Origin of the sequence: Croceitalea rosinachiae, assembly GCF_031846445.1 — a bacterium.
In the GTDB taxonomy this organism is placed as follows: Bacteria; Bacteroidota; Bacteroidia; order Flavobacteriales; family Flavobacteriaceae; genus Croceitalea; species Croceitalea rosinachiae.
Genome location: NZ_JAVRHR010000002.1, coordinates 684,827 through 710,779 on the forward strand (window position 1 = coordinate 684,827; position 25,953 = coordinate 710,779).

Annotated in this window: 23 protein-coding genes; 15 read left to right on the plus strand and 8 right to left on the minus strand. The window is 36.0% G+C overall.

Annotated features, from left to right (window positions below; translation table 11 throughout):
* Positions 1-1,332: a YaiO family outer membrane beta-barrel protein gene (locus RM706_RS10870; protein ID WP_311351340.1), complete on the plus strand. Its 1,332-nt coding sequence runs from the start codon at positions 1-3 to the stop codon at positions 1,330-1,332.
* A gap of 10 nt (positions 1,333-1,342) precedes the next feature.
* Here the strand turns inward: RM706_RS10870 and RM706_RS10875 are convergent, their stop codons facing one another.
* Both RM706_RS10875 and RM706_RS10880 read right to left on the minus strand, forming a co-directional pair.
* Positions 1,343-2,575, minus strand: a complete 1,233-nt coding sequence (locus tag RM706_RS10875) for an interleukin-like EMT inducer domain-containing protein (RefSeq protein ID WP_311351342.1) — start codon at positions 2,573-2,575, stop codon at positions 1,343-1,345.
* Between the two features lie 548 nt (positions 2,576-3,123).
* Entirely contained in the window at positions 3,124-3,987 is an 864-nt protein-coding gene (locus RM706_RS10880; RefSeq protein ID WP_311351344.1) for a sigma-70 family RNA polymerase sigma factor, read from the minus strand.
* 241 nt (positions 3,988-4,228) lie between these two features.
* Between RM706_RS10880 and RM706_RS10885 the strand changes: the two genes are divergently transcribed.
* Positions 4,229-5,740, plus strand: a complete 1,512-nt coding sequence (locus tag RM706_RS10885) for a DEAD/DEAH box helicase (RefSeq protein ID WP_311351346.1) — start codon at positions 4,229-4,231, stop codon at positions 5,738-5,740.
* Position 5,741: 1 nt separating this feature from the next.
* On the plus strand, positions 5,742-6,980 hold the full coding sequence (locus RM706_RS10890) for a glycosyltransferase (RefSeq protein ID WP_311351348.1): 1,239 nt from the start codon (positions 5,742-5,744) through the stop codon (positions 6,978-6,980).
* Positions 6,981-7,087: 107 nt separating this feature from the next.
* Here the strand turns inward: RM706_RS10890 and RM706_RS10895 are convergent, their stop codons facing one another.
* Positions 7,088-8,470 carry a GH1 family beta-glucosidase gene (locus RM706_RS10895; RefSeq protein ID WP_311351350.1) on the minus strand — a complete coding sequence of 461 codons (1,383 nt, stop codon included), beginning with the start codon at positions 8,468-8,470 and terminating at the stop codon, positions 7,088-7,090.
* Between the two features lie 16 nt (positions 8,471-8,486).
* Positions 8,487-10,094 carry an MFS transporter gene (locus RM706_RS10900; protein ID WP_311351352.1) on the minus strand — a complete coding sequence of 536 codons (1,608 nt, stop codon included), beginning with the start codon at positions 10,092-10,094 and terminating at the stop codon, positions 8,487-8,489.
* Between the two features lie 311 nt (positions 10,095-10,405).
* On the opposite strand from RM706_RS10900, the gene RM706_RS10905 reads away from it, so the two are divergent.
* From RM706_RS10905 to RM706_RS10915, 3 genes are read left to right on the plus strand one after another with little or no spacing between them, the layout of a single operon-like run.
* Positions 10,406-11,035: a SatD family protein gene (locus RM706_RS10905; protein ID WP_311351353.1), complete on the plus strand. Its 630-nt coding sequence runs from the start codon at positions 10,406-10,408 to the stop codon at positions 11,033-11,035.
* Between the two features lies 1 nt (position 11,036).
* Entirely contained in the window at positions 11,037-11,393 is a 357-nt protein-coding gene (locus tag RM706_RS10910) for a hypothetical protein (protein ID WP_311351355.1), read from the plus strand.
* A gap of 2 nt (positions 11,394-11,395) precedes the next feature.
* Entirely contained in the window at positions 11,396-12,241 is an 846-nt protein-coding gene (locus RM706_RS10915; protein WP_311351357.1) for a 1,4-dihydroxy-2-naphthoyl-CoA synthase, read from the plus strand.
* Between the two features lie 458 nt (positions 12,242-12,699).
* Here the strand turns inward: RM706_RS10915 and RM706_RS10920 are convergent, their stop codons facing one another.
* On the minus strand, positions 12,700-14,034 hold the full coding sequence (locus tag RM706_RS10920) for a serine hydrolase domain-containing protein (protein ID WP_311351359.1): 1,335 nt from the start codon (positions 14,032-14,034) through the stop codon (positions 12,700-12,702).
* Positions 14,035-14,091: 57 nt separating this feature from the next.
* Here RM706_RS10920 and RM706_RS10925 point away from each other — a divergent pair, with 57 nt between their 5' ends.
* From RM706_RS10925 to RM706_RS10945, 5 genes are read left to right on the plus strand one after another with little or no spacing between them, the layout of a single operon-like run.
* Positions 14,092-14,964 carry a pirin family protein gene (locus RM706_RS10925; protein ID WP_311351361.1) on the plus strand — a complete coding sequence of 291 codons (873 nt, stop codon included), beginning with the start codon at positions 14,092-14,094 and terminating at the stop codon, positions 14,962-14,964.
* A 44-nt stretch (positions 14,965-15,008) separates the two neighbouring features.
* Positions 15,009-16,490, plus strand: coding sequence for an FG-GAP repeat domain-containing protein (locus RM706_RS10930; protein WP_311351363.1), 1,482 nt, complete (start codon positions 15,009-15,011; stop codon positions 16,488-16,490).
* Complete coding sequence (locus RM706_RS10935) at positions 16,487-16,918, plus strand: 3D domain-containing protein (RefSeq protein WP_311351365.1); 432 nt, start codon at positions 16,487-16,489, stop codon at positions 16,916-16,918. The genes RM706_RS10930 and RM706_RS10935 overlap by 4 nt, the downstream gene beginning before the upstream one ends.
* A complete protein-coding gene (locus RM706_RS10940; protein ID WP_311351367.1) occupies positions 16,915-17,583 on the plus strand; it encodes an N-acetylmuramoyl-L-alanine amidase in 669 nt (222 codons plus the stop codon). Before RM706_RS10935 ends, RM706_RS10940 begins: the two co-directional genes overlap by 4 nt.
* A gap of 5 nt (positions 17,584-17,588) precedes the next feature.
* The gene (locus RM706_RS10945) at positions 17,589-19,067 is read left to right on the plus strand and encodes a M14 family metallopeptidase (RefSeq protein ID WP_311351369.1); all 1,479 of its coding nucleotides are present in this window, start codon (positions 17,589-17,591) and stop codon (positions 19,065-19,067) included.
* Here the strand turns inward: RM706_RS10945 and RM706_RS10950 are convergent.
* Positions 19,064-19,231, minus strand: a complete 168-nt coding sequence (locus RM706_RS10950) for a hypothetical protein (RefSeq protein ID WP_311351372.1) — start codon at positions 19,229-19,231, stop codon at positions 19,064-19,066. The genes RM706_RS10945 and RM706_RS10950 overlap by 4 nt on opposite strands.
* A gap of 173 nt (positions 19,232-19,404) precedes the next feature.
* On the opposite strand from RM706_RS10950, the gene RM706_RS10955 reads away from it, so the two are divergent.
* On the plus strand, positions 19,405-20,010 hold the full coding sequence (locus RM706_RS10955) for a 3-keto-disaccharide hydrolase (RefSeq protein WP_311351375.1): 606 nt from the start codon (positions 19,405-19,407) through the stop codon (positions 20,008-20,010).
* An 18-nt stretch (positions 20,011-20,028) separates the two neighbouring features.
* On the opposite strand, the gene RM706_RS10960 is transcribed toward RM706_RS10955, so the two are convergent.
* Entirely contained in the window at positions 20,029-20,949 is a 921-nt protein-coding gene (locus tag RM706_RS10960; protein WP_311351377.1) for a 3-keto-disaccharide hydrolase, read from the minus strand.
* A gap of 66 nt (positions 20,950-21,015) precedes the next feature.
* Entirely contained in the window at positions 21,016-22,104 is a 1,089-nt protein-coding gene (locus RM706_RS10965; RefSeq protein ID WP_311351379.1) for a vWA domain-containing protein, read from the minus strand.
* Positions 22,105-22,198: 94 nt separating this feature from the next.
* Here RM706_RS10965 and RM706_RS10970 point away from each other — a divergent pair, with 94 nt between their 5' ends.
* From RM706_RS10970 to RM706_RS10980, 3 genes are all read left to right on the plus strand, one after another.
* Positions 22,199-23,137 (plus strand): polysaccharide deacetylase family protein, encoded by a 939-nt coding sequence (locus tag RM706_RS10970; RefSeq protein ID WP_311351381.1) that lies wholly within the window; start codon positions 22,199-22,201, stop codon positions 23,135-23,137.
* A 104-nt stretch (positions 23,138-23,241) separates the two neighbouring features.
* Positions 23,242-23,703, plus strand: a complete 462-nt coding sequence (locus RM706_RS10975; RefSeq protein WP_311351383.1) for a (2Fe-2S)-binding protein — start codon at positions 23,242-23,244, stop codon at positions 23,701-23,703.
* An 11-nt stretch (positions 23,704-23,714) separates the two neighbouring features.
* On the plus strand, positions 23,715-25,949 hold the full coding sequence (locus tag RM706_RS10980; protein ID WP_311351385.1) for a xanthine dehydrogenase family protein molybdopterin-binding subunit: 2,235 nt from the start codon (positions 23,715-23,717) through the stop codon (positions 25,947-25,949).
* Positions 25,950-25,953: the final 4 nt, after the last annotated feature.

The window sequence follows — 25,953 nt, forward strand, 5'->3', positions numbered from 1 at the left end:
ATGAGATATAACAAACAGACATATTTACTAATATTCCTAATAGTAATAGGTGCAGAAGTTTTTTCACAAGACTTGGCTTCAATAAATTTTGAAGATGATAATTATGAAGAGGCCTATGAGTTGGCTTATGATGGAAAGTACAACTCAGCAAAGAAAATACTGGAAGAAAATCCATCAATTACTTCAGAAAATCTTGATGCTCTTTTCTTACTGGCAAGCACTTATAGTTGGAATGGGCAATACGATAAGGCCCGCAGCGAATTCAATAAAATACTATCTCAAGACAAAACCAAGCGCGGTGTTTGGATATCTGCCATTAAGAACGAGTTGTATGCGAAGACAAATTCCATTGCCTTAGGCCTTGCTAACAAAGCTATAATCTATATTGAAAATGATGAAGAGTTGCAACGGTTGATGGGCTTAGCTTTAGAAGGTATTTCTAATATTAAGTATGCCGAAAAGGGCTGGCACAACGTAGAAACCAATCTTAAAAGTAGTAAGGCTTCAAAAAAGCAATTAAAGAGTGGGCCCAAAAAGGTTTCCAAAAAGATAGAAGCTCCTAAAAAAGAGGAGGGTAAAACTGAAGAAGAAAATGTAGAACCAAAAAATAGGATAGGCGTCAATAATGCTTTTACCGTATTTAATGAAAGATATGATCCTGTTATATTTTCAAGTGTTTCTTTTAGAAGGCAGACAAAAATAGGGGCACTCATTCCTAAAATAAACTACAGCAACCGTAATGGGGTTCATGGTTTACAGTATGATATTGATTTTTACCCAAAATTTCTAAAACGATTTTACGCCTATTTAAATTATGGGTATTCGAATGCATCAATATATCCCAGTCAAAAATTTGGTGGCGATATTTACATGAACCTGCCCAATGCTATAGAATTTTCCGCAGGTGGTCGTTATTTAAGTACAACAACGCAAACAGTGAAAGCGATTACCAATTCGTTAGGGTATTACAAGGGCAACTACTATTATTCTTTACGTTCCTTTATTTCACCAAGAGAAGGTAGTCTATGGAGTATTTCGGGGAATCTGTTAGTTCGTAAGTACCTTAAAGATGCAGAAAACTTTATGGGAGTAAGTATTGGAATGGGTTTCTCTCCAGAATTACAGCAATTGATTGTTGGAGATGACTTACTATCCGAAACCGTTCTTTATGTAGAATCACAGCGTTTAAGTATACAGTATCAATTCACTACCAAAAAATCGCCCAATATTTATAGGGCAAATTTAGGCGTAAGAAGACAAGAATTAGCATTTGATTCTAATAATTTCTTTTGGGCAATTTCGGCGGGAATGACTTATCAGGTTAAATTCTAAGGTTGTTTTATCAATCAAACACCCATTTATCAGCATACATGCCATAAACAAGCCCTATTTCGTTTTCTTGAACATACTTTTCATCTTTTCCTGGATCAAAATTTACATTGTAAACGTAAACTTTAATATCATTCTTCTTTAGCTCGAGCAATAATTTTGTTTGGTTTCTGATGATTCTTCTAGAAACTGCAGCATATTTGATATTATTAACTTTTAGGTAATTCATTTTGTCGCCTTTGAGTGCGAACAAAGGATCTTGTGAAATCATAATATTGATACCTTCTCTTGAAGCTTCATCCATTGACATCATACTGAATAACTCCATAATAAGTCTGCTCTTATCTACAAATGCTTCTGCAAATGCAACGGGGTCATTTAACTTATCAGTTATCAAAATAGCATCGGGGTGAGTTGCAAACCATTGGTTAATCCCCGTCATATCAAGAGTGGTATAATCACCATATATTTTGTGCTTCATAAATTCTGAATGTGATGGAGGTAGACTTCCACCGTAATCTGTAAATCTAGACCACATTTTCCAATCATGTGCAGCTACTAGTTTACCATCAGATGTCTTAATAATATCTAGCTCGAAAAGACGAAAACCTTTTTTATAGTTCTCATCCAATGCTTCTTTTGAATTGGTAGATTTAATGCCATTTACCTCACCAGCGGCATGGGCAATATAGCGGTCATTGCTAGGTTCAAACTCATAGGTGATTCTTGGGAAATATATTTGATTATCTGATATGTTATCCGGAATGGAAATACTTTCTTCAACTGATAAATCATCCACAACTTCCTTTAGTTGACCATTTATTGCATACATCACATAGGCCTGTCTACTTTTTAAGCTACTCAATTGCACTAGACCCATTTGTATAAGCTCTTTAGACTTTGAAAGTGAGCCTTTAACAGCCGAATCATGAGCTAAAATTGCAAATGTAGTCTTTTGAGCGAGCATCTTTTGAATATGAGTAACCAACTCATCTAAAGCTTCCTCACTACCATAGGTGTCAAAACCCTTAAACTCATGTTTTTTAGAACTATTGAAGTGAATTAAAGTGAGTCCTCTTTCAACCTTTTCTTCAATACCGCCTATATTAAAACTACTTCTCTTTTTTGCATTGAAGCCATTACTATTAATAATTAAAGTTTCTTTTTGCGCAATAGTTTCTTGGAAAAAGCTAATAAATAAAGTAATACTTAGAAATACGGGTACAAATGTTTTTGACAAGAGCATCTTTAGTTCTTTATATAGTTTGGCGCACTGAAAATCTTATGTTTAAACAACACTGACTCTAAAACGCTTCTCATAATACCTTATTGCGGATAAATAGAGGCAATGTGCATATCGCTATATTTTGAAAGTATACTCTTACAAATATCTTCACAACAACTTTTGGCTACTTCACCACAAATTATTGTAGCTACATAATGTTTAAGATAAGTTTACGTTTATAACAACAGACCCGAATTTTAAAACCTGAATTAGCATGTTGTACGACACCTACGGCGAAGAGTATTTAGCCTTTTTGCAAGAATTAAATGAAATTTTGAGTTTGAACGAATTGGCAGAATTAGATTACCTATAGCCTGCCCAAAAATATTGAGATGATGGAAAGACAAAACCAAGAAAACAGTGCTTATGTTAACTTCATTCAGAATTTGAATGACATATTAGTTGACTATAACATTAATCAATTGAATTGTTCTTAAGTTTAGTGTATATCAGAAAAAAGGGGTTCTTTAGATAAAGAACCCCTTTTTTTGTGGGGCAAAAACACAGGTTTAACCCAAATATGTTTTGAGAATCTTACTTTTAGAATTGTGGCGTAGCTTTCGTATTGCTTTTTCACGAATCTGTCGAACACGTTCTCTGGTCAAATCAAAAGTACTACCGATCTCTTCTAAAGTCATTGATGGCTGTTCTCCAATACCATAATACAAACGCACAACATCCGCTTCTCTAGGCGATAATGTATCTAGGGCTCTATTGATTTCTGTATTCAATGACTGGTGCATCAAATCTTTATCCGGTTTTGGTGATTCTCCAGCACGCATTACATCATATAAGTTAGAAGTTTCCCCTTCTTTTAAGGGAGCATCCATCGATACGTGGCGACCAGAATTTTTTAAAGACTGTTTCACTTCGGTAACGGTCATATCCAACTCCTTTGCTATTTCTTCTGCAGACGGAGGTCTTTCATGTGCTTGTTCTAAGTAAGAAAATGTCTTCTTTATTTTATTGATAGACCCAATCTTGTTCAATGGTAAACGAACCACACGCGATTGTTCAGCCAAAGCTTGTAATATGGATTGCCGAATCCACCATACAGCATACGATATAAATTTAAATCCACGGGTTTCATCAAAACGTTTGGCTGCTTTTACCAATCCAACGTTTCCTTCATTAATCAAATCAGGCAATTTTAGACCTTGATTTTGATATTGCTTTGCTACCGAAACAACAAACCTAAGGTTCGCGTTGGTTAGTTTTTCAAGTGCAACTTGATCTCCTGTTCGTATTCTTTGTGCTAATTCAACTTCTTCTTGGGCAGTTATTAAATCAATTTTACTAATGTCTTGTAGGTATTTATCTAAGGATTTGGATTCACGGTTGGTTACCTGCTTAATGATTTTAAGTTGCCTCATTCTATATTCTGGTTTTAATAAGTATAAGACCTCATAATACATTTTTAGAACCGCATTTCCAAATGAGATTGCGTATTCTTATCAAATTTTTATGAGCAAGTCAATAAATTGTATTTTACAAAGAGTGATTTGAAATTGTTGATAGTATTTGAAACATTTCCATGCATAGAACAAAATATAAGCTCAAAAATCTACTAATTTTGTAAGGTTTGTTATTAACGAATTATAAAGTATATACTCTTTGGAGGTACAGAAAAAAGTTGCTATAAAAACCTTATACGATTACCAGTTGGAAGATTTGACAAGAATCTTCAAACAGCTTGATGAGATGCCCCAAGGCAGTAATCTGTTGTACCAGTTGCCCACAGGCGGGGGTAAAACAGTTGTTTTCTCAGAAATCACACGTCGTTATATTGAGCAATCAAAAAAGAAGGTTGTTGTGCTTACCCATCGTATTGAGTTGAGCAGACAAACTTCTAAAATGCTCCACGGTTTTGGGGTCACCAATAAAATCATCAATAGTGACGTAAAAGAATTGGACGACCAAAACGAATACATGTGTTTTGTTGCAATGGTCGAAACCTTGAACAATAGGCTGCAAGAAGATAAGGTCAAACTTAATGATATTGGACTAGTCATTATTGATGAGGCGCATTATAATTCATTCAGAAAATTGTTTAAGTATTTTGAAGAGTCCACTATTTTAGGTGTAACGGCAACTCCTTTAAGTTCTAATATAAAATTGCCCATGAAAGATCACTACAAAAAATTGATCGTGGGCAAGTCTATCAAGTCACTGATTGAGAAACGTTTTTTGTCCAAGGCAAATCTTTACAATTTTGATGTGAGTTTACGAAGTTTAAAGCTTGGTATACATGGCGACTATACAGTAAAATCTTCGGATGAATTTTATGGTAATCAGAGTATGTTAGGCAAACTTATGACTGCCTATGAAGAAGTGGCCAAAGGGACTAAAACCTTGATTTTCAATAATGGCATCAACACATCACATTACGTTTATGAAACCTTTAAAAAGGCTGGATACAATGTACGCCATTTAGACAATCGAAATACCGCTGCGGAACGCAAAGAAATTTTGCAATGGTTTTCTGAAACCTCAGATGCCATTTTGAGTTCAGTAAGTATTTTAACCACAGGTTTTGACGAACCTACAGTAGAATCCATAATTCTCAATCGCGCAACACGGTCCCTAACTTTATATTTTCAAATGATAGGTCGTGGATCGAGGGTATTGCCTAATAAAGATAATTTTAATGTTATTGATCTTGGTAATAATATCGCCCGTTTCGGGCCATGGGATTCACCTGTAGATTGGCAAGAGATTTTTCATTTCCCAGATTTTTATTTAGAAAACATAAAAAATGATGAGGAGATTGAAAAAGAGTTCATTTATGAAATGCCTGACGAACTAAAGACAAAATTTACTAAGTCGGCTAATATTCACTTTGATATTAAAGCTGAATACAAAAAAGTCTTTGCCGAAGGTGGAAAGTCAAAGCTAGTTCTAGAACGCAGTATTGAGCAGCATGCGCAAATATGTGTAGAAAATAGCGAAGATGTTTTTGATGCTCGAATTTTAGCCAAGGAACTCAAAGATGAAATAGCTTATCGTGTGCGACAGTATTCCTATTGTATTATGAACAATACCAAAAACTATAAAGAATGGTTAGAGGAAGACTATGAACGAAAGCTACGCTCCAGCATTTCAAAGAAGTTTGCACAAATGATGTAAGATGGCAAAGGCCTTATTTATCGGATATATTTGGCCTGAACCCAAAACGACAGCTGCCGGGCAACGCATGTTGCAGTTGCTAAAGGTTTTTAAAGAAAAAGGATTCCAAGTAACTTTTGCGACCACAGCCGTAAAAACAAAGTTTTCAGAAGATTTAGAGCAATTTGAAATTCAAACCGAATCAATTTTATTAAATGATTCTAGCTTTAACAATTTTGTAAAAGAATTGAAACCTGATGTGGTGATTTTTGACCGATTTATGGTCGAAGAGCAATTTGGATGGCGGGTCGCTCAATGTGCACCTAAAGCCTTAAGAATTTTAAATACGGAGGATTTGCATTCTTTAAGGAATTCTAGACAATTAGCACATAAAAAAGGGGAGAAGTTTACAATTAAGGTGTGGCTTCAGAATAACATGACCAAACGCGAAATTGCCAGCGTCTATCGGTCAGACTTGACTTTACTTGTATCTCACTACGAAAGAAAGCTTTTAACAGCAGAACTTAAAATTTCTTCAGAGTTATTATTTCATCTACCCTTTTTGTTAGATACAGTTACTAAAACAAAACAAGAGACGTATCAAACTTTTGAAAAACGTAGCGACTTTATATGTTTTGGCAATGGTAAACATACCCCAAATATTGATGCTGTAAGATATTTAAAAGAAGCTATTTGGCCTTTAATTCGAAAAGAGTTGCCATTTGCTAAGGTTCATATCTACGGGGCCTATTTGCCACAACGAATAAAAGAATTAAATCAACCTCAAATAGGGTTTCTCATTCATGGTTGGATGGATGACTTGGATGGTGAACTACGAAAGGCAAGAATCAACTTAGCTCCACTGCGCTTTGGAGCGGGCATCAAAGGCAAATTAACTGAAGCCATGCAAAACGGCACCCCAACTGTGACCACAACGATAGGTTCAGAGGGCATGTTTACTACAAAATGCCTACCGGTGGTAATTGCCAAAAACACATTAGAATTTGCCCAAGCAGCCGTAGCACTTTATAAAGATGAGAATAAATGGGTCAATTTTCAATCAGCGGGGTTCCAGACTATAAATTCCATTTTTAACAAGAATATCCTAGCTCCCAGGCTTTTTGAAAAGATTGAAAAGCTTCAACAAAACTTGGTAGAACACCGTACTTCAAATTTCATAGGAGGTTTATTGCAAGATGAAACCATGGCAAGCACTAAGTTTATGAGTAAATGGATTGAAGAAAAAAATAAGGAAAAATAGAACTCTAAAAACTTATTGCCTCTCCAACCTTCCCATACTGATCACCTACAACTGTTAGAAAGGTCGCTGTTCTTATTTATGAGTTTTAGTTAAAAAGAATTACAATTCTAAACATCGGCACTGCTACTTCTAATTGCCTTTGCAAACCATTTAGCTGATGATTTGGGTGTTCGCTTTAAAGTTTCAAAATCTACATAATGTAATCCAAAACGCTTTTCATAGCCAGATGCCCATTCAAAATTATCCATAAATGACCAAGCAAAATACCCTTTAAGTTTTACTCCCTCATCGATTGCTTTTTGACAAGCTTGCAAATAGGTTTTATAAAAAGTTAAGCGCTCTCGGTCATTGACCTGCCCATTAGTTAATTCATCAGGGTAAGCACAGCCGTTTTCAGTGATTATAATATCTGGGTTATCATAGCGCGAAGCAATCCAATGCAGCAATTTTGTACAACCCCATGGCACAACAGCCCAATTCATAAGGGTAGTTTTCCAACTAGGGTCTAATGATAGATCTACATTTTGATCTTCAGAAATACCTCCGTTGCCATACACATTTTGCTCTTTAGCAATACCATGATTTTCAGCGGCCAACATGGTGGTATAGTGGTTTAAACCAAAGAAATCAGAAGTCCCCTTAATCATTACTTTTTCTTCCTTGGAGAATCTAGGTAGGCGTTCCCCTAAACGCTCTTTCATTACCTCGGGATAATCACCTTTATAAATAGGATCTGCAAACCAGGAAACAAAAAACTGTAAGGCACGTTCAGCAGCCGCTTTATCATCTTCACTATCCGTTAAGGGTTCGCGCCAATCACAATTGTTGGTCATGCCTATTTGACCACCATGATGTGAAAAGTTGTTTTTGTACTCGTGAACAGCTTTGGCATGAGCTAAAATGAGGTGATGGGCGGCCAGGTAAGGTTCTGAATTTGAAACCCTACCAGGAGCAAAAACACCTTGCCCATAACCTAAAATAGCCACGACCCATGATTCATTTAGGGTAATCCAATTTTTGCATCGATCACCAAAACGTTCAAAACAGATTTTGGCATAAGCCGCAAAGTAATCAATAATAGGCTTGCCCAACCAACCGTCATCTTCAAGCTGCAGAGCGAGCGGTAAATCCCAATGGTATAAGGTTATCCAAGGCTCTATATCAGCTTTTAAAAGCTCGTCGATTACATCTGAATAAAATTGAATTCCCGATTCATTAACCTGGCCTTTTCCAGTGGGCAGAATGCGCGCCCAAGAAATAGAGAAACGATATGCTTTTACACCCATTTGCTTCATCAATTGAATATCTTCTCTAAAGCGATGATAATGGTCACAGGCAACATTACCTGTTTCACCCTTATATATTTTACCTGGTATCGTACAAAAGGCATCCCATATAGAAGGACCCTTACCATCTTTATCGTGTCCACCTTCAATTTGATACGAAGAGGTTGCAGTGCCCCAAATAAAATCATCAGGAAATGTATTCATGAATTAGTAAGTGTTTTTAAGAAGCTTTTTCTAGCGTTCTACGTTCATTTAATTCTTTAGTGATTTGTTCCATTTTCTTAGCGTTTAGCGGATATAAGAACATCAGCCCTGCTGCTAACAGCGAAACAATAGCAGGCACCCAGCTCATTAACATCACCATTCCAGGAAAAGCTCCTTGAATACTAGTACTATCTTGCCCGTTATAATGAAAAGCCCCCAATACCAAGCCTATTATGGCTCCGGCGATACCACCACCAAATTTAGTGGCAAAAGAACCAGCAGAATAAATCAGTCCAGTGGCACGACGCTCATTTTTCCATTCTGAAAAATCTGCAGCGTCGCCCAACATTACGAAGAACAGGGTTGGGAACATTGCCGCGGCAAATTCAGAAACAATACCTAAAGTAAAAATCGCCGAGATATCTTCTGGAGTGCAAAATACCAACAACGCATTGACCAGGCCTGAAAAAATGAGGGCATAAATAAACAAATTGCGTTTACCCAATTTTTTACTCAATGAAGCCGTCAAAAATGCGCCGAGTATTGAGGCCAACATTAACGCAATTAAATACGAAGCGGATAGTAACTGGTCATTTAAATAGTGAGTGAAGTAAATAACGACAATACCTTGTTTTATAGAGTTATATATGTTAAAAAGTAAGCCGATGCCTAACAAAACTAACCAAGGCTTATTTTTAATAAGATCAGCAAAATCTTGTTTTAGATTAGTCTTTTGGTTTTTAGGTGGTAATACCCGTTCACGAGTGGTATAAAAAGTAATTAACATCAGTATGGCCAATAAAGCAGACATTACATACATCGAAGTACCGTATCCGCTTTTCTGGTCAATAAGTGTAATGGAATCTGTTGTAATGTCTTTCTCCCCAGACAGTAAAAAGGTGTATTCTTCACCGTCTTTCATAGCAAAGCTTTTGCTTGTCGTTGGGGCATTATCTTCTGCATTTAGAGCCTCATTCTCCCATGAAAAAAGGGCAATACCATTTTCGGTTTTGATATTGACATGCTCCATATCTTGAGTAGCGGTCACGGCTACTTGATATTGATCTTTGTTTATAGAATTAACTTCAATTTTTGGATTCACATTACCAAAATATACTACTAAAAAAAGTAGGGCTCCTTGTACCAACATTCCACCTGCAAAGGCACCTACCATACGAAAAGATCCAATACTGGTTCGTTCTTTATCATCACCGGTCATTACGGCCATTAATGCCCCATAAGGAATGTTGTTGGCCGTATACAAAAGGGTGAAAAAGATGTAGGTGATATAGGCATAAACAATTTTACCATTTTCAGTCAGTTCCGGACTAGTAAATAATAAGGACAAAATCACACCAAGTGGAATGGCAGTCCATAAAATCCAGGGACGGAACTTACCATACTTTGACTTAGTACGGTCACCAATAATACCCATGAGCACATCACTTATGCCATCACTGGATCTAGCAACTAAAAAAAGTACTCCAACCGTAACCGGACTAAGGCCAAAAACATCAGTGTAGAAAATAAATAAGAAAGTTGCTACACCACGCCATGCGATATTTGCAGCACCATCCCCTAAGGCATAGCCAATCTTTTCTTTTAAAGAGACTTTTTGGTTCATCGGTATTGGTTGTTATGGTTATGACTCAAATGTAATGAAAATCTAGAGTAGATATTTTTGTATACAATTCATACTTTTTTGAATATCCAATTCTTAACTTCTAAGTTATAGTAGGTATTTAATAATAAGTTTTGAAATGTTTTAGATAGATTTGATTTCTTACCAAAGTTTGAAAAATTGTAATATTTAGCAGGCAAACTTTACTACTGACTCTAAATAATTGTATTTTTTGTTTCCAATAAACGGAAATTTTGTATATTGTTTCCATATTTAGGAAATAATTCAAATAATTTCCATAAAGAGGAAATAAAATGGAGCAAGGTTATAATATTATAATGGCAGATATTATCTCAAGTCGTCAAATTAACAAAAAAGACGATTTTATGAGGCAATTTAAAGAACTTACACATTTGGTCAACGACGAGTTTAAGAATCAAATTTTATCCCCATTGACCATTACTCTTGGAGATGAATTTCAAGGAATTGTTAAAGGCCCAAAATCACTTTTCGAACTTCTCTTTTTTTTAGAAGAGTCCATTATCGCCAATCAATATCCTTTTAAGCTCAGATATTCACTGGTATACGGTGAAATTGATACGAAAATTAATGAGGAAATCGCTTATGAAATGTATGGCCCAGGCCTAACTATGGCTAGGGAAGCACTTAAAACATTAAAAGAAACCGGGGATAACTATTTTATTCACTTGAATAGTACAAAAGATGTACAACTAAGTTTGTGTATGAAATTATATCAATCCATTAAAAGTGATTGGAAAAACTCGGATTACAAAATTATATCGGCATTTTTAGAAAATGACGACTACAAAAATTTAAAAAAAATGGGCTTATATAAGACACGTTCCGGGCCATGGAAAAAAAGGAAAACACTTCGGATTGAAGAGTATAATATTATTAAAAATATAATTTTAAATATTCTATAAAATGCATGATTTCAAATACCAAATTCTTTATTATGTGATTGTGGAAGTTTTATTGATTATCATCTTTTATACCGTTTCGAAATGGTTAGACCCTAAATTTTCGAGAAAAAATCTTTCACAAAAATTCTCCTCATGGCTCAAAGGTTTTTTGGAAAGGATATTCTTGACATTTTTACTTTTGACCGGTTTTCAAGGTGGGGCATTAATTTTATTTGGAGCAATAAAACTGGGGACTCGTTTAGATAGTGATAAAGAAAACAAAGTGAATAACGATTACTTCATAGTCGGTAATTTTATTTCAATAGCTGCAGCTGTAATCGGATATTTGTTATTTAAAGAGCATATAAAATTTACTTAAGAATGAATACAACCATCAACTGGCAAACTGCCATAGAATTTGAAGATATCACTTATAAGAAAAATAATGGGGTAGCCCGAATAGCTTTTAATCGACCTAATGTACGTAATGCCTTCAGACCAAATACTACTAGCGAATTGATAAAGGCATTTTATGATGCACAAGAAGATACTTCGATTGGAGTGGTTTTATTATCTGCCGAAGGGCCGTCCACCAAAGACGGTATTTGGTCTTTTTGTAGTGGTGGAGATCAGAAGGCCAGGGGGCATCAAGGATATGTAGGGCAAGATGGCCAACATCGATTGAATATTTTAGAAGTACAACGCATGATTAGGTTTATGCCTAAAGTAGTTATTGCTGTCGTGCCGGGCTGGGCAGTTGGTGGAGGTCACAGTTTACATGTAGTTTGTGATATGACTTTGGCCAGTAAAGAACATGCTATTTTCAAACAAACCGATGCTGACGTGACCAGTTTTGATGGGGGCTATGGTTCGGCCTATCTTGCCAAAATGGTTGGCCAAAAAAAGGCAAGGGAGATTTTCTTTTTAGGTCGTAACTACTCTGCCAAAGAAGCTTTTGAAATGGGGATGGTCAATGCCGTGGTTCCTCATGAAGAATTGGAAACTACGGCCTATCAATGGGCCCAAGAAGTTTTAGAAAAGTCGCCCACTTCCATCAAAATGCTAAAGTTTGCCATGAACCTAACCGATGACGGTATGGTGGGGCAACAAGTATTTGCAGGGGAGGCTACGCGTTTAGCTTATATGACGGATGAGGCGAAAGAAGGGCGCAATGCCTTTTTAGAAAAACGAAAGCCCAACTTTGGTGAGGATAAGTGGTTACCTTAATTTTAATCTCATCTGTTTCTAAATACCAAAAGAACGCAATGGGTTCAACTAAAAAGAGCCTCGTCTTTCGACTGAGGCTCTTTTACGAGAACACTATATGAAAATGAAAAAATTTATTTACTTGATTATTACACTGTAAATGTACCCCCAGAGCACCTGCTTTTGAAATTATTGTTGTGAACCAAACTACTTTTGTGGTTAAATAACGGTTTTAACTAGCGTGAGAATTACTATCGTTTACCATTGAATATCAAACACATAGTTACAAACTAAAAAGAGCCTCGTCTTTCGACTGAGGCTCTTTTACGAGAACACTATATGAAAATGAAAAAAATTATTTACTTAATTATTACAGTATAAATGTAGGCCCAGTGTTCTCGTATTTGAAATTATTGTTGTGAAGTGGCTAGCTTTTGTGGTGATGCTAGCTGAATGTGTTTTCTGGTTATTTATATCTTTTATTTTATAGCTATAATAAGGCTCGACAAAAACCCATTAATATCAAATTCTGGATCTTCTGCTAAGCCGGTACGCACCACAACAAGGTCTTTTGAAGGAATAATAAATACATATTGACCTTGAAAACCATTCATAGAATAGAGGTCTTTAGGCACATCAGGAAATTTGCCTTCTGCATTCAACCAAAAATGAGCCCCATAAGTACCGTTCGATAAATCTGTGACAGTAGTAATATAATCAATCCATTCCGCATCAAATAGCTGTTCATCGTTCCATTTTCCATTATCTAAGTATAATTGTCCTATGCGAGCCCAATCTCGAGTAGTTGCCCAAGTATATGAAGACCCTACATAGTTTCCCTTCAAATCTGCTTCAATAAGCATACTGTGCGCCCCAATTTTATCAATAAATGACTTGTAGGGAAAATTAAGATATTCTTGATGTGACCTGAATTGTTGTCGTAATATACCAGATAAAAGATTGGTAGTTCCAGAAGAATAATTCCATATTTCTGTAGGTTTTGCGATGGCCATTTTATCTAGCTGCGCCTTGGTCATATCGCTGTCTAAAAATAACATTTTGGTGACATCAGAAATTCCGCCATAATCTTCATTCCATTCCAACCCGCTTTGCATACGCAATAAATGGTTTAAAGTGATATTCCTGCGTTCATCATCTTTCCATTCAGCTATTGGTGCAGGCCAGTCTACTTTAAGTCTACCTTTCTTTTGCAAAACCCCAAAGCATGTGGCTAAAACGCTCTTGCTCATAGACCAACCTAAAATTGGGGTATTTTTATCAAATCCATCAATATAACTTTCATGTAATAAGTGACCTTTGTATAATACCAAAAGTGTTCTGGTTTTCTGTATAGCCTCATTCGAAAATGGAAGTGTTACTGCTTTTTGCAATAAATCGTAATCAACGTTTTCAAAAACCGTATCCTTTTTAGGTAAATGTCCATAAGGGTAAGGTTTATCAATTTTCTTGAAATTCCTTCGCGGTTGTAAGTATTGTTCGCCTTCCGAGTAATCATTGTTGACCAAAACACTACCTAAACCTCCTCGATCTACTGCCTTTCTGGTCATTAATCCATACACAGATGCTTTTGCAGTGCGCTCTTGGGTATCAAATTCGGTGTCGGTTAGTTCAATTAAAGGCATTGCTAAATCATTTTCAATAATGTAAGTGGAAGAATGACCTCCAATGTTAATGCTAGACGCCATATATTTTGAAGCATAACCTGAAATAATGTTTAATTTGGAATAATTGAAGTATACTAAAATGGCGATAATAAGTATAAATACTAAAAGGATTCTTTTGAAAATTTTCATACTAAGAGTTGCTGGTTTTATTGTAACTTTTGTGGACTAAATATAAGCATTTACACTATGTCAAATATTGGATTGATTATTGAAGAACGTAGTCGTGATATTGGAGACTTTTTGGTAGGCAGATTAATTCCATTTCGAAAAAAAAGAATGATAGGTCCATTTATATTTATAGATCATATGGGACCTACAAAATTAGGTCCTACAAAATATATGGATGTAGACCAACATCCACACATTGGTCTTTCTACCCTTACTTTTATGCTTGAGGGCGAAATTATGCATGAAGATAGTATCGGTACAAAGCAATTGATACAGCCCGGCTCAGTAAATTGGATGACAGCTGGAAAAGGAGTGTCACATTCTGAACGAACCCCAAAAAATCTGCGAAATGGCAGCGAATTTATAGCTCACGGCTATCAAATATGGGTGGCACTGCCCAAGGATTTAGAAGATGTGGCTCCTGATTTTCATCATATGAAAGGAGCTGAGTTACCAAAATGGGAAGAAGGCTCTGCAAAATTCACTTTAATAGCGGGTGAGGGGTATGGTCAAAAGTCACCGGTACCTACCTATTCATCACTATTTATGGTTGAAATCAAAAACGCAGATACTTTTGCACTTAATATCAATGGTAAACTTAAAGGAGAAATAGGCATTTGTATTGTTAAAGGCAGTATTGCGGCCTGTGGAGAAACTGTAGGAAAAGGTAATATTTTAGTTTCTAAAGTTGAAGACACATGTGATATAACCCTAAATCCAAACTCACATCTCTTACTTTTTGGTGGTGAACCCTTTCCTGAAGAACGATATATTTACTGGAACTATGTTTCTAGCTCAAAAGAGAAAATTGAGGAAGCAAAAAAGGCGTGGAAAAATAAGAGTTTTCCAATGATGGAAAATGATACTTCTTATGTTCCATTACCAAATTAGGAAATAGGCCAAAAATGCTCGTATTTTAGTACCAAATCGGCTATATGCTTTCAAACAAGAATTTTTTAACGTTTATGGCGCTCTCAGCTATTTATTTGTTAGGCTTAAATTCTTGTAACTCAAAGAAACAGAAAAGGGAAGAAGTTCTTTATAATCAGTATTGCGCCAGCTGTCATATTGTCCCAAAAATTGATGAGCTTCCAAAAGATATCTGGGAGAATTCCATTCTTCCTGATATGTTATCTAGAATGGATATTGAAGAAATGTATCAAAATCCAATTACTGCGAAGTCGGGATTTAGACCAAAAATCAAACTTCAAGACTGGCTTCTGTTAAAGAATTATATTATCTCTTTAGCACCTGACAAATTACCTTTAACACAGCTACCTAACAACTCTATTATTGAACAATTTCATTCCAAACCCCTAGCCTTAGATGATCAGAACGGTGCATTTATAACTTATTTAGAATCAGATCAACAACGATTATTTTTTGGTGATATCTCTAGTAGTTTACGCTCATACAATTTCAATTCAAATAACATTACCCAACACTATCAGGGTAAAACACCTATTACTTGGTTCAATCACCAAGAGTCATTAGAAATAGTTACTGAGGTAGGAATTTTAGATCCTTCAGAGTTGGAACAAGGAAAGTTGTTTTCTAAAATTAGTGGGGATACGCTTGGTTTAAGTATTAAATTTCATAGACCAGTACATACTTTAGTGGAAGATTTAAACAAAGATGGGAAACAAGAATTGGTCGTTAGTGAGTTTGGAGACAAGACCGGTAGTTTATCCCTACTGATTAAAAACGATAGTATGGGTTACTACAAAAAGGAATTATTGAATCAACCTGGCTGTATCAGAACCATAGCAAAAGACATGAATAAAGACGGTAGAACAGATTTGATAACATTGACTTCTCAGGCAATGGAAAGTATAACCATATTGTACCAAGAAGATAACCTTAAGTTCAGAGCTGATAAGGTGCTTGAGTTTCGTTCTGTATATGGCAGTAGTTGGTATGAATTGGTAGATTATAACGGAGATGGTTTTGATGATATTATTACTGTAAATGGCGATAATGCCGACAAATCTTATGTTCACAAGCCCTACCATGGCATGCGAATTCATTTAAATGATGGGTCAAATAACTTCAAAGAGACTTATTTCTATCCTTTAAATGGAGCTACCCGTGTACTAGCAAGAGATTTTGATCAAGATGGTGATGTAGATTTCGGGTTGATTAGTACTTTCCCTGATTACGAAAAAGCACCGGAGCTTTCGTTTGTTTATTTAGAGAATAAAGATTCAAAAAATTATAATTTTACCACTAAAGTTTTAACGGATCCAAATGCAGGACGGTGGTTTCTAATGGATGCGGCTGATATTGATAGTGATGGTGATGAAGATATTATTTTAAGTTCTTTTACCTATGTTTTTACTCCAGTGCCCAAAGATTTATCAAAACGATGGTCAGAGAATAATGTAGACATACTAATACTGGAAAACAAATTGAATTGAAACAATCACTTGTTTTTTTCTTGTTTATACTTCTTGTTATTCTAGCAAGTTGCAATCAGAATAAAAAAAGTATATCCCCTAATAAACACAACTGGTTTGGGCATCAAGTTACCGTATCTGCATATAATTCGGTGACTTGGCAAACGCTTGGTAATCCTAACATAGCTGCATGGGGAGACACCTTAATACCTGGTATGAAGTGTATTGCGGTTTCAAGGGATTTATTGACATTAGGCATAGATCACAATACAATGGTAAAAATCGATACTTTCCCTGATACTTTTTATGTAAAGGACAAGATGAACCGTAAATGGACAAACAGAATCGATATTTATATGGGTAATGATGTAAAATCAGCAAGAAATTGGGGGAAGAAAAATTTACAGATTTGTTATGCAATACCAATTGATACATTAAATACAAAATGAAAAGAACAAAAAGATATAGTACACTTTTAATTGTATACATTTTTTTGATTTCGTGCACTACGAAGAAATCGATTGTAGACAAGCCCATCACCTTTAGCAAAGAACGTATAGAACTAACCAAGGAGTATTTATCACGGCGTTATAAGCTAGAACAAGATTCTCCTGACATACTACCAAGAATGATAGTACTTCATTGGACCGTGATTCCAACTTTTGAGGAATCATTTGAGGCTTTCAAAAATCCTACACTTCCTAATTGGCGACCTGATATTGAAAATGTAAGTGGTTTAAATGTTTCCGCACATTTTTTGGTAGACAGAGATGGCACTATTCACCGTTTAATGCCAGAGACTATAATGGCAAGGCATGTTATCGGTTTAAACCATTGTGCCATAGGGGTTGAAAATGTGGGTGGAACTTCTGATTTACCGTTGACAAAAGCGCAGCTAAAAGCGAATATTTGGCTGGTAAAGCATCTAGCTGAAAAATATGATATTGAATATTTGATTGGGCATTACGAGTATACCGATTTTGAAGATCATCCACTTTGGTTAGAAGTTGATGATGGCTATAGAACAGAAAAGACTGATCCGGGGGAAGAGTTCATGAAAAAGGTGCGAAAAGCTACTAAAAAGTTTAATTTTAAAGCCGTTCCTGAAAAGTGAAAATTATGAAATCAAGATTTTTAGTTTTATTGACCTCTTTATTTGTTTTTCATTTTGGAGAGTCACAAGAGATTACTGAAAAACTATATGAGACCTATGGAAAATATAAAGAAATCACTTTAAGTAAAAGACGAATCAAATACATTCAGCTAGAACCTTTGATTGAAGACCTTTCTACAAATGCTCTGTTTGAGGTGAATAAGGTTGGCGAGTCTATTGAAGGTCGAGATTTGAACTTAATTAGTATCGGCACAGGTAAAATTAATGTTTTTTTATGGTCACAAATGCATGGTAATGAGCCAACAGCGACACAGGCCATTTTTGATATTTTTAATTTTTTAGATTCAGATAATCTTCAAAAAGAAAAAGCGCTGATTCTCTCTAAATTAAAATTACATTTTTTACCGATGTTAAATCCTGATGGGGCTGAAAAATATCAGCGCCGGAATACCTTAGGTATTGATATCAATCGTGATGCTTTACGTTTACAATCACCAGAAGGGCAGACTTTAAAAAGAGTTAGAGACAGTTTAGATGCAGATTTTGGTTTTAATCTTCACGATCAAAGCACATATTATAATGCAGAACGCACACCTAAACCAGCAACAATATCTTATTTAGCTCCTGCATACAATTATGAAAAAGAAATCAATGAAAAGCGAGGTAATGCTATGAAAGTAATAGTATTCATGAATACTGTTATTCAGCGTTATGCACCTGGTCAAGTGGGGCGATATAATGATGCTTTTGAACCAAGGGCTTTCGGAGATAATATCCAAAAATGGGGCACCAGTACCATTTTGATAGAATCTGGAGGTTACAAGAATGATGCTGAAAAACAAGAGATTCGAAAACTTAATTATGTTTCTCTTCTTTCTGCAATTTATACCATTGCAAATGGCAGTTATAAGGATATTTCCATTGATAAATATGAAGAAATTCCTCAAAATGACAGAAAGTTATTTGACTTAAAAATTGAGAATGTCACTTATGAACTTTTAGGTAAGAATTATGTTTTGGATTTAGGAATTCACAGAAATGAAATTGATAATGAAAGGCGTATAAAATTTCATTACAAGAGTGTTATTGCGGATCAAGGAGACCTATCAACCTACTATGGTTATGAGAATTTTGATGGAGCTGGTTACAAAATAGTTCCTCCACGAATGGTAGCAAAAACAGTTCCTTCAAGTGGAAATGAAGAAGGCTTTTACATCTTAAATAGTGAATCATTTTTAAAATTCGGTCAAGCTTATATCAGAATGACCAATATCCCTAAAGAGCTTAAGTATTCTAACTCTCCATTACATGTAGTGCCCACCAACTATAAATTAAATGACTTTAGATTGCAACCGGGCATGAATCCGACCTTTTTTCTTGAGAAAAACGGCAAAATAACGCACGCTATTATTAATGGTTTTTTAATTGATGTTAGAAAACCATTGGATAATCAAAATTTTTCAAATGCGCTGATTTATCGCTAATAACCAAATTGAATGGCAATACCGCTTTCATAAGTCAATAAAACAACCAACATACCCATTAGTGTACAAACAATACTTGAAAAGATAGAAAGTAAAATCCCCTGAGTCCAAAAGGGAAATGCAGCTATAGGTCCATTTTTTAATACATCTTGAATAACATCCATAATAGTGTTTTTTTGAGTTTAATAAATGTTTAGTTTTTAGGATGTTCTAATAAGTTTTCAATAATAAAACAACCAATGGGCCATGAAACCCTACTTTTTATTAGATACTAAAGAGTCGAAAAACAGTTATAAAGAATTTCAGTATCTTTCAATTAATCAAAAAACACTTTAAAATGAAAAAAAGCCATCTTCTCTATCTATTATTATTTGCAATTAGTCTTACGACCTTTGGACAGAAAAAAACCACTCTTTTTAATGGTGAAAATTTAGATGGCTGGGTTATCCACGGTACCGAAAAATGGTATGTTGAAAATGGAGAATTGATTTGCGAAAGTGGACCTGATGAGGCTTACGGATATTTATCCACGGAAAAGCACTATGACAATTTTGAATTGACTTTAGAGTTCAAACAAGAAGCTAATGGAAACAGCGGGGTATTCTTTAGATCTACTTTTGAGGGGACAAAGGTAACTGGGTGGCAGGTAGAGGTTGCCCCACCGACAAAGCATACCGGAGGTATTTATGAATCTTATGGGCGAGGTTGGCTGATTAAACCAGATAGCGGTAAGGACAATATGCTGAAAATGGGACAATGGAACAGCATGAAAATCATTGCCAATGGGGCCGAAATCACTACCTATCTTAATGGAGTGGAAATGGTTCAAATAAAAGATGAAAAAATTGGCAAAGGTAAAGGTGCTATTGCCTTGCAAATACATGATGGAGGTGGAATTAAGGTCAAATGGCGAAATATTAATGTTCAGCCAGTAGTAAAGTAAAAAAGTTGGTAGCTTAATTTATTGGACTGGAGTGACCACAAACTTTCTGAATTCTATAGGACCATGATCCCCCTGAATTAAAAATGGTCCTGGTTCCCCTTCTTTGCTATCGATAGCACCTCCAGTAATTCCAGGAATGGTTTGGTCATTAATTACCGTTTTTCCATTGGCAACCACAGTAACTCTTCTACCGATTAAAGTAATATCATATGTCTGCCATTCACCAGCGGCTTTTGCGACATTTTCATTAGGCTCTAAAAAGCCATAAATCCCACTGAAATATATGTCTGAAGCTGGTAATCCTATATTATCCGCTATCTGAACTTCATAGCGCCCTCTAAGATAAACGCCGCTATTGCTGCCCTTTGGGTACCGAAATTCTATATGTGCTTTAAAATCAGTAAACTTTTCATCACTAATAAGGTTTGAACCAGACTGTGGACTTTTTAGAATTCCATTTTCAACCACCCATTGATTTTCACCTTCTGCATGCCATCCACTTAGGTCACTTCCATTAAAAAGTACAATTGGATTTTCCCATTTTACGCTTGAAGTACGAATTAAGTCAGGAGCTCTAGAGGCTTTCCAATTATATTGTTTCCCATCAACATATGTCATGGTGCCTATAAGTTCAGAATCTATAAGTTCGGCATTGAATTCCATATCTCCACCTTCCGGTTCCCACTGTCTAGGAATGGCAAAACCTATAGAACCCTCATTTTCAACGATTTCAGCAATGGGTCGAGCGCTGCCAAAAGCAAATACAAATCGACCAACTAACGTAGCATGACCTGAATGTCTTATTTCTAACCAAGAAGGAACTTTTTTACCTTCAAAATCCATTTCTATGTCCCACCTTCCTTCTAAAGGATTTACTTCTTGAGCAGTTACACATAATGTTAGCAGACAAATTGCTAGAAATAGTACAATGAATTTCATATGGGTATAAAATATAAATTAACCCACAATATACTAAAATCAATACATTAAAATAATGAAAAGATGCTATTCACAACCTCCAATAAAACCGGTGGCATTAAACTTTGTTTGCACTGCACCTTGTAACGCTCCATCAGTCAACTGAATAACTAAATTATTTTCGCCGCTACCATCACGTTTGGGGGTACAATACTCAAAAAGATAAAAACTGTTTGCTTGTTCAGATACACGAGCTGATATTTGGTTAAAAGTAGTCTCCAATTCTGCGGCATCGCTTGCCACTACACTTGCAGTTTTACCAATATCACTTAAAATTTGGGTGTCAATCTCCGCGCCTAGGCCAATGGTAAAAAATGAAATATTTGGGTTGGCGTTATTGACAGCGTTTAAAGCACTTTGCTCTGTAAATCGGGATGCCTGGTCCGTTCCATCTGTAAACAAAACCACAGAAGCAGCCCCAATCGCTTCATTTTGATTCGTTTCTTGAATCAACTCTTCAGCAATATTGGTCGATTTAATTACAGCACCATAAAGGTCTGTCGAAGGGTCATTACTAATATTTTCATCTATACCATCAATCGCAGCAGTAAGTTCGGCTATGGAAGACGTTAGCGGATTTAATAAGTGCAGTACATCTTCACCATCAAACCAATAAATGGCCATTTTGAACCAATCGGTAGCAGGCGATGGCATCACATTATTCACAAAACTTGTTGATGCTACTTTTAGCTCATCAAGACTACTTTGTAAAACAGAATTGCTTAAATCGAGAACAAGAAGGGTATTGTTATTAAAAACTTGTGAGTTAGGTGAAATTCTTGCAAAAGATTCAGAAGATGAAATTGTATTAAAGCAGTCATCATTTCTACCTTGCTCGTAAATAGTGAACTGGTCAGCAGATAGTCCAGAAATAGGATTCCCGAGCATATCGGTTACTTTGAACAGTATGGATACTTTGCCAGGTAATGTTGTAAATTCTTCTTGAATTGACAATAAAAGTTCGTTATCATCAAATCCTAAACAAGAATCGGGGTTTTCACCTTTGCCGAGTTCTCCTTGATTGAGATTAAAATTCACGTCATCATCAGAATTACCGCAAGAAACGAAAAGGACAAAAACAAGTATCGACAGAAAAGACTTCGCGTAGGTTTTCATTTTCAAAATTTTATGGTTCTTTCCAAACAACGCAAAAACTAAACCAATAGTGTACATTAAGAAAATTTTGTAGTTTCAATAACAATTGTTTCTTATGACAAATAACATCAAAATAATTATTCTGATAAGTTTATTGTGCGCCCACGAGCTGTCTTACTCACAAAATGTGGCTCAAAAGTTGGGTTATCCAAAGGAAGCAAAATTACTTATAATTCATGCCGATGATTTAGGTCTTAGCCATTCAGAAAATAGGGCCAGTATCAAGAGTTTGGAATCTACACCAGTTAATTCTGGGAGTATAATGGTTCCATGCCCTTGGTTTCCTGAGGTTGCTCAGTATTTCAAAAACAATAGCAATTTTGATATTGGAGTTCATTTAACACTTAATAGCGAGTGGACTTCTTATAAATGGGGTCCAGTCACTTCAAAGGATTCTGTTAATACCATAGTTAATAAAAATGGATTCTTCTATGACAACATTCCTGCAGTCGTTCAAAATGGCAATCCTGAACATATAAGACTTGAATTGAAAAATCAAGTTAAGAAGGCATTACAAAATAAAATTGACGTCACTCACCTTGATGCGCATATGGGTACTGCAGTTTCTTCTAAAGAATTTTTAAAGAAATATTTAGAAGTTGGCAATCAATTTCAGTTGCCAGTTTTATTGGTAGAAAACGATATGCTTAAAGAAACCGAGATTATGAACTTAATGTTAGAAGGAAATCAAATAACAGTGGATAAATTATATACCGCCAGCCCTATAGATTTCGAAAATGGTATGGATAATTTTTATACCAAAACTATAAACAAATTAGAACCAGGATTGAATACTTTTCTAATTCATTTGGCGTATGATGACGAAGAAATGCGTGCAGTAACCATTGGAAAAAGGAATTGGGGATCAACTTGGCGTCAAGCTGACAATGATTTCTTTTCAAGTGAGGTTTGCCAAAAGCTGTTAAAAGAAAACAATATTATTTTGGTTACATGGAGAGAAATAAGGGATAAGATTGTACGATCAAAAAATTGATTACTTGTAAAAAATTGTTAAAGAAAAATACTAGCTGTTAAAAATCAGCAATCCTTTTTAATTTTTGGTAACTTGAAGCCAACAAAGAATCAATTCAATAAACTATGCCGACGTATCAAATCAAAGTAAATGGGAAGTCTCAATCAGTAGATGTTTCAGCTGATACTCCCGTATTATGGGTCTTAAGAGATCATTTAGATTTAGTGGGCACCAAGTATGGCTGCGGAATAGGTCAGTGTGGTGCGTGCACAATTCATGTTGATGGGACAGCTATGCGAAGTTGCTCCATGACATTGGAACAACTTGATGGAAAATCTATTACTACAATTGAGGGCCTTTCTGAAGATGGAAAACACCCTGTTCAAGAAGCTTGGAAGGAAGTTGATGTACCGCAATGCGGATATTGCCAGGCCGGTCAGATAATGACAGCCTCTGCTTTCTTAGAAAAGAACCCTAATCCTACAGAAGGAGAAATCAAAGATGCCATGCACGGAAATATATGTAGATGTGCTTCTTACAATAGAATATATAGAGCGGTTGAAAAAGCTGCTGAACAAATGTCATAAAACCCAAAAAAATGTCAACAAAATCAAATATTACATTTAGTAGAAGGGCTTTTATGAGAACTTCTTCCTTAGCAGGTGGAGGAATGCTGATTGGATTCAATCTGCTTCAATCCTGTAAGCCCGAAGTAAAGTTAGAGCCTGAAATTGACTTGTCGCAACTGGATTATAAAGATTTCAATGCTTTTATTAAAATTGCGGAGACTGGTGAGGTCACCATTTTTTCTCCAAATCCTGAAATAGGGCAAGGAGTGAAAACGGCAATGCCTATGCTCATAGCTGAAGAATTAGATGTTGCCTGGGAAAACGTTTACGTAGAACAAGGGATTCTAGATACTGAAAATTATACACGTCAAGTCGCTGGTGGTAGTCAATCTATCCGCCATGGCTGGGAACCTTTGCGGCAAACGGGCGCGACAGCAAAGCAAATGTTGATTAATGCCGCTGCAACTCGTTGGGGAGTTGACCCATCTGAGTGCATGGTGAGTGAAGGAGTAATCACAAATGCAGCAGGTGAAACCCTAGGTTATGGAGATGTGGTAAATGAAGCTGCCTTATTGGAAGTTCCAGAAGATATAAAACTTAAAGACCCTAAGGATTATAAAATCATTGGTCAAAATATTCAAAATGTCGATATCGATAAAATTACGACAGGTAAACCACTGTTTGGATTGGATTATAAAAAAGAAGGTATGGTCTATGCCTCGGTTTTACGTCCTCCGGCTTTTGGGCATAAGTTAATATCCTATGATGATACTGAGGCCAAATCAATGCCTGGAGTTATTGATATTATTAAAATAGGAGAAAAAGTCCAAAAGCTTTTTGAAGAAGACCCTAGCTTTGAAAGTAAAATATCAAGCAGTGACAAGGTTGTTGTGATTGCTGAATCTACTTGGCAAGCCATGAAGGCAAAAGAAGCCATAAAAGCAGAGTGGGAAAACGATATTCTTATGGAAAGTACCGCAAATCACGACCAAATGTTGACTGGTTTTTTAGATGGTACACAGTTCGATACAAGGCGAAAAGATGGCGATGTCAAAAAGGCATTTGCAGAAGCAGATATGGTTTTAGAACGCACCTATGAATCTCCTTTCTTACCACATAACTGTATGGAGCCCATGAACTTTTTTGCAGATGTAACCGATGAGAAAGTGCACTTGGTCGGACCAATACAGACCCCTGCATGGAAAGCGGGATTAATTGCAAAATTATTAGGTAGGGAAGAGGATGAAATATTACTTGAAATGACTCGAATGGGTGGCGGCTTTGGTCGTCGTTTGTATGGAGATTTTGTAGTGGAAGCTGCTGAAATCTCAGATGCGATTAGAAAACCGGTAAAAGTCATTTATAGTAGGGAAGATGATATGGCAGTGGGGGTTTATCGACCAGCAATAAAATATCGTATTAAAGCTTCTGTAAAGGATGGCCAAATAACGGGTTATCATTTAAAAGAAGCTGCTATCAATGATAATATGTATGGCTTGATTCCAAATTTCTTCCCCGCTGGAGCGATTGAAAATTATCAAGTTGACACCAAAAGCTACAAGAGTAACATTACCACCGGAGCTTGGAGGGCTCCGTACACTAATTTCTTGGCATATGCGGAGCAAAGTTTCTTTGATGAACTTGCAGAAGTTATGGAAGTTGATAAAGTACAATTGCGCCTTGACTTACTCAAAAAAGTAGATGCTGATGCGGACGAGCGTATTGAATATTCACCCGAGCGAATGATAAAAGTAATTGAAACTGCAGTTGAAAAATCAGGATGGGGAACTCAACCAAAAGGAGTTTACCAAGGTTTTGTGAATTACTATTGTCATAATACCCATGTGTCAGAAGTGGCTGATGTCGTTATCGAAAATGATAGTCCAGTGGTTAAGAAAATCACTTGTGTCGTAGATTGTGGAATCGTAGTAAATCCATTAGGAGCACTAAATCAAATAGAAGGCGGCGTAATTGATGGGGTAGGACATTCTATGTACGGTGATTTTGGTTTTAATGAAGGAATACCAATAGCGCATAACTTCGACCGTTATCGCTTAATTAGAATGAAAGAAGCCCCAAAAGTCGAAGTCCATTTAATTCAGAATGAATTGGCCCCAACTGGTCTAGGTGAACCAACATTACCACCGGCGGGTGGCGCTGTCGCTAATGCCTTAAAGGCCGCTACTGGCAGGCGTATTTACCAACAGCCATTTACTAAGAATCCGGAATTATTAAAAGTTCTAGAAGAACCTGTAATAGGATAATGAA